Raw genomic sequence first — 9,926 nt, forward strand, 5'->3', positions numbered from 1 at the left:
GCCACGTGCCGCCCTGGTATTTTGCTTCAGCCCGGCCATCTTTTCCGGCCACGTGCCGCCCTGGTATTTTGCTTCAGCCCGGCCATCTTTTCCGGCCACGTGCCGCCCTGGTATTTTGCTTCAGCCCGGCCATCTTTTCCGGCCACGTGCTGCCCTGGTATTTTGCTTCAGCCCGGCCATCTTTTCCGGCCACGTGCTGCCCTGGTATTTTGCTTCAGCTACGGGCATAGGCTTTTGTTTGTTTTTTTACATACGTTGTTCTAGTTTTATTCGGCTGTTTAGAAGAAGTTGCTTTTAATTTATCGTTCCAATCTTTTTCTACTCTATAGACAGGTAAGTAACCTAAATCACAATAATTTTCATAGTATTCCTTTGTTTTTTCATACATCTGCAAACTTTTGCTTATGTCTACATCCTGGCTTTTCATAGCATTCCACAGATCTTCCTTTGCTACCAGTTCAGCCGCACATTGATGTAAAGCAGCATTTAAGTCTATCTCCTGCGGTTGTTCTTTTGGTGCTAATTTACGACCAAAAAACTTCCCATACCCATAGTAATTGGTTGCATCATTGGTCAAACTTAGATTCGTTTCTGCTTTGTGAATTGCAGCCAATAAACGCCAATCTAACTCATAAACATTTGCAACTTTTTGATACATCGATAACTGTTTTTCAGGTATATGGTTGTCATTCGGAATTAGATTCTTGAAATTAATATTCGTTGTAAAATTGTATTGTTTTATCTTATCTAAAAACATTTGGCCTGCTTTGTCATTGTCTACACCAATATATGCATTACTAGGTACAACCCCTCTTGAAACTGCCGTATGCTTTATAAAATTCATGACAGTTTGTTCTTTAACCCCATTCATAGAAACTAGCCGACAGTCCGTCATTTTTTTGTTTAATGACCAGTAACTAAGCAGGTCTATTGGGCTTTCAAAAAAATAGATTTCTTTCGGTGTACCTAGAGAGATGTTAAACCCGTAATTTTCTTTAGAATTCTTCAAAATTTGCTTGAAGGTGGTTTCTTTACCCTTATATTGAATTTTTCTAGTTCCCTGTAAATCGGCACCGACACGCTTTCCTGTCTCACCCCAAACGAACACACAGTTTTGCCTTACATCTTGGCGAATTAATCCTTTCTTAATCAAAGCATGAACAATATCACTGTCAATTCCTCTTTCTTCAATCAAATATCGTTGAACAGCGTTCGTATTATTTGCATGTTCCACATCATAGACAAATTCCTTTTTTTCTTCGATTTTTACTTCAGATGCTCTTTCATATTCATTATTAGTTAACATCGCTACAGCTTCTTTAAAGTCTTTGTTAAAGAATATTCTCACAAAGTCTATAGAGTTGCCATATTCGCCCCTAGAGTACCACTGAAAGTTGTTCTTTCTCCTGTTGATCATCAAACTATCATGATCCACACCTCGATAATATTTTTCATTTACCTTTTCAATTGCATAATTGTTCGCTTCACAAAAATCTACAATATCAACCGCTGCGGCTTTCTCTATAAGAGACTTGCTGATAGCCATATTGCACCCCTTTTCTGTTTGAAAACACAAATAAGCCCACCAGTTACCCTGGTGGACTTGTTACCTTTCATACTCCATATCACGTTGTAATTCTTGATACTTCCTTTTCGCTTTATAACGCTCAAAATCTTCAGCGAAAATTTTCTTTATATTCTTTAGATCAGCCCGACTAAATTTTTTATACTTCTCTTGATGACTCGCAGAGTGAGCATGTTTTTTCTTTAATGCCGGGTCAAATTCTCTTGACTGTCTGTTCATTTCCTTCAGCAAGCTATTTCCTAACTTAGCATACAATTCTTTAACCTTGTTCTTCTCGTAATCTTTGTACCTTTCTACGTGCTTTTCGCCATTCCCGTACACTGACTTTCTGAACTCGGCTTCATCTTTTAGGGATGCAAGTAAGTCTTTAAAATCATTAGAATGGTATTTCTCGATATAATGATCAATAAAACGGTTGATCTGCGGTCTAACTTCAGCTAGTGCATTGTTATTGTACTTCCAAAGCCGCCGATCAGAGGGGAGACTATTATAAATCTGCTGATACATTTTTAACATTTTAAAATCTAAGTTTGGCTTAAAGTCCAAATCTTTTGGCGCTATTTGAGAGTGAATAAGTTGAGTGATTTTCGCCAGGGATTTATCTCTATCCAGCAATTTATTAGCGACCGCACTTTTCATTCTATCCAACGTTTTTAACTTTCTGCTGCCACGCCTGGCCTGATACATTTCCCCTGTTTGTTTATTCTCATACGTTCTGTATTCTCTTGTTGGATTCGGTTCTACAATCGCAACATGCACGTGAATGTTATCAGTATTGAAATGAATGGCCGCTGACCATACGGCACTATTTTGTATCTGTTCCTCTTTTAGAAGAACATCCATCCCTTTCCTGATTGATCGTTGAATTGCGCTTTCATTGACCCACCCATTTTTCGAGTTGTAGATGCCATGTTCTTCTAGCCATTTGTTATCAAAACTAATGACATCTTGCCACATAACCGAATCGTTTTCCTGGGCTGTCTTAAACAAATTTTTTAACTTTTCTTTTTCCTGGGCTGTCAATTTATCTTTATTGGCCGTAAAGATTCCACTGCTCTTTTCAGGGTTTCCCATATAATTGTTATAACCATCAAAATTGTTGATGTTATACACTTGGAATTTATCCGTTCTCACTGCTTCTTCTCGATCAATATAGTTTACATACTTTGCAAACTTCGTTGACCCACCTGATACAAATTTTGATACTAAAACAACCCCTGCATTTGTCACTATTGGTCATTTCCTTCTTGATCATCTTTATTTTTTTGATCTTTTAAGAGTTTGTATTTCGCAATGTCTCCGGTTACTTTATCTTGTGCTTTTCGCACTGGATCAGCAACGCGTGTATCCGTTAAAATTGTCAGAGCCATTGGATTTTCTAACAAATGAGCATTCCACAATTCAAGGTTTATTTGAGCGTTTTTATCTGCATGACCCGCCCGAACTCTAATCACATCTAAAGTTGTTTTAAAGCGCCGAAAGATTTTTTCAACTAAGGCATCTTCATCAAACAATCTTTGTTTCATTTCCGCATGTTCTGCGCATATCTGTTCTATCGTGTGGTTAATAAACTTACTGTCCCTTTTTTTCATTTCATCGTTGATATAATTGTAGGCCGAGTCACTCAATCTAGTGTTGATTCTTTGCATAATTAAATCACTCATCCTTCATAATTTTTATAAACTCGTTTAATACTTCGGTATTCTTTTCGATTAGCGCTAATGTCATCTTACATAGTTCTTCATACGTGCTTTGTACGCCCTCTATATCTTCCGCTAATACGTGTTTATCCAGGAGCATTTTTAAGTATTTTTGTTCAGATACTCCTGATTTTTTTGCAAGGTCTGTCAGCCTGTTTTTTGTGTTTAAAGACAGGCCTTTAATCGTTATATTTGGCATTTTATTTGTTGTTCACTCCCTTTCTTCTGTTCACTTTTTTGAGAAAAGAGTTTCCTTTCCCTCGCTCCTCATTTCCGTTTGGAAATGAGGAGGAGGAAAGGAAAGAGCATAAGGGGAAATTGCAACCATTACATGGTTGAAACCGCAGTGCGGTTTATTTCTTGGTGGTTGCGCTTTTTGCTTTAAATGTGTATGAATTTCAATTCCTGACACACCATTTTTTAGGAGATTAAACAACGAATGTGTATGAATTTCAATTTCTGACACACCATATATTGTCAATTCGCAACTAATTCGGACCTTTTTTTCTCTAGCAGCCTTATCTTTTCTTGAAGTTCTGATGACAAACTTTTAGACTCACTCACTTCTTTTTCTTTTGTATCCATCTTAGAATTATTGGATTGAATTTTACTTTCTGTTTGGCGTTTTTCATCTGAAATTTGATATTCAATCTCTTCTTTTAACGACTGATTTTGTGCTTTAATAATTGCAATATCATTACTTAATTTTTTTTGTTTTTCAGTCTCATTTGCGATCAATGTATGTGTATCTTTCAGCTGTACTTGAATAAACTTTTCTTCATAAAAATCCTTTGTTTTTTTCACGAATTCGCTCTTATTTTTCACCTTATTTGCAGTTACATAAAATTTCTTTTGCTGAACTGATTGATCAGCGTTTTCATCTTTTAATTCAATAGATACCGTCTCCCAATTCTTCGGAAGTCCTTTTATAAAGAGGATATAAAAACTGTCTTTAACTTTTATTAATTCCGGGTTATATTGCTTCTTTTGGTTCGATTTTTCTTTAATAATTGATGTGATTTTAGGTGGCATATCGCTCGTACCTTGTTCCAGTGTGAAGTCTATCTCTAAAATATTATCTTCTGAAAAGAAAATGTGATCAGTCATTTTTGCTGATCCAAAATTAAAATTTATTGGTGTGCCAAGTGGCGTAAATTTTTCCTCGTCAGGCGCATTGAAAATGATTTTACTCGATAAAAAAAACAGCAATACGCTACATATAGCGATTGCTGCCACCTTATATTTTGTACCTTTCTTTTTGATTTTTAAGTTTACCAACTGACCGTCTCCTTTATTATTGAACGATTCTCACGACTACTCCGTTAAATTTACTTTTCCAATACGTGTTACTCATTGAAGCTATGCTCACACCGTAGCTGTTTTGGCAGTTTAAAAATGTACCGTCACCTAAATAAATACCAACATGTCCATTTTTTTTATAAGTATCAAAAAAGACTAAATCGCCTCTTTTCGCTTTGGCGTATGAAACCTTTTTCCCTTGAACTACAATTGTGTCAGTAGTGGTAGATGAAAGATTTCCCAAAGAAACACCTGCTTGTTTAAAGGCGTAATGTACAAAGCTGCTACAATCAAATATGCCTTTGGCAATATCTCTTTGGTTACGTCCGCCACCCATAATATAACTTGATCTACCTATATAAGTTGATCCTGCTTTAATGGCTGCTTCTATTACCTTATTACCCCCTTTAATGGGAGATTGGCCATTGTTATTATCACCTGGCCCCGGTTGTAAATATCTCATAACGTGATCAACATAATACTGATCACCGTATCGCCAAGTCCCATTTGGACGCTTAACACCTTTACTGTAGATACGAGAAAATTCAATAGCGTTTTTTTGCGTCCATCCTCCATCTCTTTTGATAGACCAACCTATAAATCCACTACCAAAATTGTAACCTTGTAAAGCCGTTTCAGTTACGTTCATCTTGGCCTTTTCAGCTAGTCTATACGTGGCCGCAAAATTGGCGACTCCCACTCTAATTGACTCGTACGGGTTACTAATAGTGTTTGGTGGTAGACCAAGTGACTCTGACGCTTGCATTATATCTAAATACCTTCCTCCTGACTCCTGCATGATAAGAGCAAGTAGGAGGTTTGTTAGTTCAGGAATACCATTGGCCGCAGCTTCTTTTTGCACAGCTGAACGGTATTTCTCAACTTCAGGACTAATATTTATAGTTGAACCTATGTTGTCATTACTTGGCTCGGTTTCGCCTCCCAGGCTTGCTATCACGCCTATAACCATGACTAGCACAAGCAACCCAATGAGTATGATTAGGCCAACAGATGAGCCTAGAAACCACATAATCGCTTTCTTTTGCAAATGCTTTTTTATAAGCGACTGCATCCCATCTTTTAAACTGTTACCGACGTTACTCATGTTCTTTAATTCCTTTGCCAATCACAGAGAAATAAGTCACTTTCCAATCATTTTTTTGTCGCTTCAAATCAATATCAAACTGTACATCAACAGTTCTCACAATCTGTTTTTTTTCATTTAATTGACTTGTCTCTACATATACCTGAAGTCTAGGGATACCGTTATTTACTTCGAAATTCCTGAAAGATATATCGTCAATCACTCTATATGCAAAGCCTACTTTTTCTTCGCCGTTTTTTAATTCGGCATAAAATTCAGGAGTGAGATAGTTTTTTGCTTTGGCTAAATTATCATTTTTTTTGTGGTCGTATGAGTAATATTCCATTATAAATTTTTTAGAGACTCTCTGAATTTTTTCTTTCTCTGCATCTTCTATGTCATGTTCATTGATCAACCTATCACTTTTAAGATTATTTTCTTTTTCATGATCAATAAACACTTCTTTTGCAGGTTCACTTTGTGAGCTTTTATCTTCAGCTTCTGATGGCATTGTAAAGTACAATACCATTGCTGCCCCCAGTATAATGACCATTAAAAAAAGGAGCTTAATTTGACTCTGCCGTTTTTCCTTTGCAGAAGAATCCAAATTAAGCACCTCCTTCGAACAATTCCAGTTCTTCTTGTGTGACTTCAACATTCATGACCAAATTTTGATCACCTGAAATCGCCATGATACAGCTGCCAGTTTCAAGTTTTGGTAGTAACGAGTATTCATTGCTTGTTAATTGATCTTCAAATAGGTTCCTCATTGCTTTCATGCTAGTCTGATCCTGTCTGAAGAGAAATTTATATTGTGTTAAACCAAAAATTTCATTCAGTTTATTAGCAGCGAGAGCCATTTCAGGATCTGATGAATTTGAGTTAGGAAACATTCTTTCTACACGTTGAGTAGCAAGAACAATACCTGTTAAGAATTTTCTAGCTTCAGACATTAGCGTGACAACATAATCTGCCGTAAATGCTTTTTTCAGACTTAACAGGTTATGACACTCGTCAATCATTACTATGAATCTAGTCAAATCAAACCAATGTTTTTGCCCTTTATCAAAGGCTTCTTTTTCTCTCTTCCCAATCCACATAATATTAGCCCAAATTTGAGTTAAAGAATTAAAAATCTGTATATCAAAAATCTCAGATTTTAATTGAGATAGCGTCCCAATATCATAGAAAACAATCTGCTCATTATGAAAATCAGGTATTGTTGTAACACCATCAAATAAGTCACTAAATTGTGTAACTAAATTGCGTATAGTCTGGTTTATCTCTCCGATCTTCTGTTTGTATTGGGGGTCTTTTTCATAAATATATCTATCATCAATATACGCTTGGAATTGCCCCAACGTCGGGTAATCTTCATTTTGTAACTGGGTTATATTAGCCGATGCATGTTCCCCCCAAAGTCCAATTTCTTCATAGAAGTCATAAACCAATTCGTCGAATTGATTTAATACACTTGTTTTAGCTTTTGGGTCAAGTAGCCGATAGGTCATGTTTAACTTCGACACGTGCTGCCTAAAAGAAGAAGCTTCATCCACTTCTAAATTATCATCATTTTTTACAGTAACAGTAGGAAAAACTTGCATTAAATTGATTCTTCCTTGTGATCCATCTAAATTGATAGTTTTTCCATCTAAATCTGAAGTTAAAGAGTGAAATTCACCTGACTTATCGAATCCTCGAATGAAGTTACCCTTTGTCCCATTATCACGCAGAATCTTTTTTAACAATGTCGATTTACCCGATCCCATATCACCTGATACAAATACATTATAATAAAGCCGTTTGGCTGTCTTATGAAACATGTCCCAATATGCAGTACCCTTAGTCCACGTATAACCATAATATAGCCCTGTAGGATCGTCTAAACTCGTTTGATCATAGGAAAAACCGAGACCCAATATTTCTGCTGGCATGTCCTGTCCTATTCTTCGATTAGGTAAATACATCTGCGATTTATAGTCTAAAAATAGGGACTGCCAATCTTCTTTATGTTCAGCCAAAAAAACCTTTGCTTTATAACCATCGGCTTCAAGTTTCTTTTGTAGTTCTCGTACTCTTTTTTCAAGTTCATCCTGAGTAGGTGCTTGCAGAAAAATTCTAATCCTTACTTGCTTGATCACTTCACCAGCTTTTGTAAGGGATATACCTAACTCTCTTAAATTTTGAAAATCTACATCTGCCAAATCATAGTCTGTTTGCGAATTTGCTTTGTCTCTGCGACTTTTCAGCTCATTTGTTGAGTGTTTCACTTTTTTCTTATAGTTGACACTTTTATCGGTGTAAGTATCAACTGTAACAATTGTATTATGATTACTTGTGATTTGATTAAGCCAATGAGACGTGAAATTGTCAGGGTATCCATAAACATTTAAACAAGCTGAGTAACCGTCTCCTGTACGGTAATAAAATTCATCTTTAAAAGAAATGCCACCCATTGGTTGGGTGGCATAAACAAAATCTAAATCTTTTTCAATCTGATCCACGTGTGCTTCCTCCTAGTAGAAATTATTTAAAGCAAATAGAACCTTTTCTTTTTGCTTTATCGTTAATGCACGTGGCTCTAAAAACCCACTAGCATTCTTGAACGTTTCTATACGTTCTTGTAATTCATCAATTGTATCGCCATATATCGCTATATATGTTCGCCTTTTTTTATAGAATTTTTCAATGTGTTTTAATTTATTTAATTCATTGTTTAGTAACTCTAGCTGCTTTAAATTTGTAGTTCTTTCAATTTTATGACGTAAATAATCCTGTTGTGCCTGGTTATCTTCAGGTAAATTCAAATGTATTTCTTTCAATGGTTCGCTGTACAACTTTTGCAAATTCCAATGTGATTCTGTTACATAGTCAAACTGCTTTTCATCAAAGATATTAGTATCAAAGTGTCTAACATCCATAATCTCAAAGCATCCTTCTTTAAAACCAATCTTTGTTTTTATAAACCCTTCTTCTGTATAGCAGCCAGTGATGGGATAAACTTTATTAATTTGGTTTAACTCTTTTTGCAACTTCTTTTGTTTTTTATTTGTTTTTTTCTTTTTTTCCGTTAAAGCATCAAACATGATCATTCACCTTTATTTCTGGTCTACTAGCTACATAGACATTATTATCTTTTCTAAATAACATCCACGTTAACTGGTAATTCTTTTTATTAGGAGAATCGATAGATGGATATACAAAATAGGTTGTTGCCAAAGCTACAAAAGCTACAAAAAACAGTTGTAGTGGTTCATAAACAAAGGATTTAAAAACAAACCCTACGCCTATACTCCCAATGATGATAAATCCATCAAGTACAGTTAGTGTGTTCCATTTTGCTTGCGCCTGGATGTTTTCAGAAAAAGGAATACTCTGCCTCACTGATTATCATTCCTTTCATCTAATACAGTGTTTTTGGCTACGTCATAGGCTTTTCTTGCGTTTTTGATTGGTTTTGAATTGTGAGCTTTTTCAGCTAAATTGGCATATTTATTGACCACAACATCTTTTACTGTGTCTGTTGTGGTTGGTTGACCCTTTATGTGATCTTTTAGCTTCACTCTTGCGATATTGGCATGTTTAGGTAGTGTGATGTTGTTTTTACTGATATGACCGCCTGCGTTCAGTGGTGCGCTGCCGCCGCCACTATTGCTTCTTGGTGCTGCGTTCAGTGGTGCGCTGCCGCCGCCACTATTGCTTCTTGGTGCTGCGTTCAGTGGTGCGCTGCTGCCGCCACTATTGCTTCTTGGTGCTGCGTTCAGTGGTGCGCTGCTGCTGCCACTATTGCTTCTTGGTGCTGCGTTCAGTGGTGCGCTGCTGCTGCCACTATTGCTTCTTGGTGCTGCGTTCAGTGGTGCGCTGCTGCTGCCACTATTGCTTCTTGGTGCTGCGTTCAGTGGTGCGCTGCTGCTGCCACTATTGCTTCTTGGTGCTGCGTTCAGTGGTGCGCTGCTGCTGCCACTATTGCTTCTTGGTGCTGCGTTCAGTGGTGCGCTGCTGCCACTATTGCTTCTTGGTGCTGCGTTCAGTGGTGCGCTGCCGCCGCCACTATTGCTTCTTGGTGCTGCGTTCAGTGGTGCGCTGCTGCCTAGTGGTGTTTCTCCGGCTCCTGGTTTACCTGGTGCTCCATCTCCGCCTAGTGGTGTTTCTCCGGCTCCTGGTTTACCTGGTGCTCCGTCTCCGCCTAGTGGTGTTTCTCCGGCTCCTGGTTTACCTGGTGCTCCGTCTCCGCCTAGTGGTGTTTCTCCGGCTCCTG

Annotated in this window: 10 protein-coding genes and 1 pseudogene; all 11 read right to left on the reverse strand. The window is 37.3% G+C overall.

The window, feature by feature from the left end; genetic code table 11:
- Positions 1 to 214: 214 nt before the first annotated feature.
- Positions 215 to 1,546 (reverse strand): DUF3991 and TOPRIM domain-containing protein, encoded by a 1,332-nt coding sequence (locus C6W18_RS19620; RefSeq protein WP_017358767.1) that lies wholly within the window; start codon positions 1,544 to 1,546, stop codon positions 215 to 217.
- Positions 1,547 to 1,606: 60 nt separating this feature from the next.
- Positions 1,607 to 2,815 (reverse strand): MobP2 family relaxase, encoded by a 1,209-nt coding sequence (gene mobP2 / locus C6W18_RS19625; RefSeq protein WP_105928615.1) that lies wholly within the window; start codon positions 2,813 to 2,815, stop codon positions 1,607 to 1,609.
- Positions 2,815 to 3,234, reverse strand: coding sequence for a hypothetical protein (locus C6W18_RS19630; RefSeq protein WP_105928616.1), 420 nt, complete (start codon positions 3,232 to 3,234; stop codon positions 2,815 to 2,817). Before C6W18_RS19630 ends, mobP2 begins: the two co-directional genes overlap by 1 nt.
- Positions 3,235 to 3,241: 7 nt before the next feature.
- Complete coding sequence (locus C6W18_RS19635; protein WP_105928617.1) at positions 3,242 to 3,484, reverse strand: hypothetical protein; 243 nt, start codon at positions 3,482 to 3,484, stop codon at positions 3,242 to 3,244.
- A 278-nt stretch (positions 3,485 to 3,762) separates the two neighbouring features.
- Positions 3,763 to 4,563 (reverse strand): hypothetical protein, encoded by an 801-nt coding sequence (locus C6W18_RS19645; RefSeq protein ID WP_105928619.1) that lies wholly within the window; start codon positions 4,561 to 4,563, stop codon positions 3,763 to 3,765.
- A gap of 16 nt (positions 4,564 to 4,579) precedes the next feature.
- Entirely contained in the window at positions 4,580 to 5,689 is a 1,110-nt protein-coding gene (locus C6W18_RS20540; RefSeq protein WP_105928620.1) for a bifunctional lytic transglycosylase/C40 family peptidase, read from the reverse strand.
- Positions 5,682 to 6,275: a hypothetical protein gene (locus C6W18_RS19655; protein WP_105928621.1), complete on the reverse strand. Its 594-nt coding sequence runs from the start codon at positions 6,273 to 6,275 to the stop codon at positions 5,682 to 5,684. Before C6W18_RS19655 ends, C6W18_RS20540 begins: the two co-directional genes overlap by 8 nt.
- A 1-nt stretch (position 6,276) precedes the next feature.
- The gene (locus C6W18_RS19660) at positions 6,277 to 8,172 is read right to left on the reverse strand and encodes a VirB4 family type IV secretion system protein (RefSeq protein WP_223251750.1); all 1,896 of its coding nucleotides are present in this window, start codon (positions 8,170 to 8,172) and stop codon (positions 6,277 to 6,279) included.
- A gap of 12 nt (positions 8,173 to 8,184) precedes the next feature.
- Complete coding sequence (locus C6W18_RS19665; protein ID WP_105928622.1) at positions 8,185 to 8,754, reverse strand: hypothetical protein; 570 nt, start codon at positions 8,752 to 8,754, stop codon at positions 8,185 to 8,187.
- Entirely contained in the window at positions 8,747 to 9,052 is a 306-nt protein-coding gene (locus C6W18_RS19670; protein WP_047947254.1) for a DUF5592 family protein, read from the reverse strand. The genes C6W18_RS19665 and C6W18_RS19670 overlap by 8 nt, the downstream gene beginning before the upstream one ends.
- Positions 9,049 to 9,926 (reverse strand): annotated as a pseudogene (locus C6W18_RS20185) (hypothetical protein); the annotation flags it as partial. The gene C6W18_RS19670 and the pseudogene C6W18_RS20185, both read right to left, overlap by 4 nt.

It is taken from the genome of Bacillus sp. LLTC93 (assembly GCF_002993125.1).
Classification (GTDB): Bacteria; Bacillota; Bacilli; order Bacillales; family Bacillaceae; genus Bacillus; species Bacillus zhangzhouensis.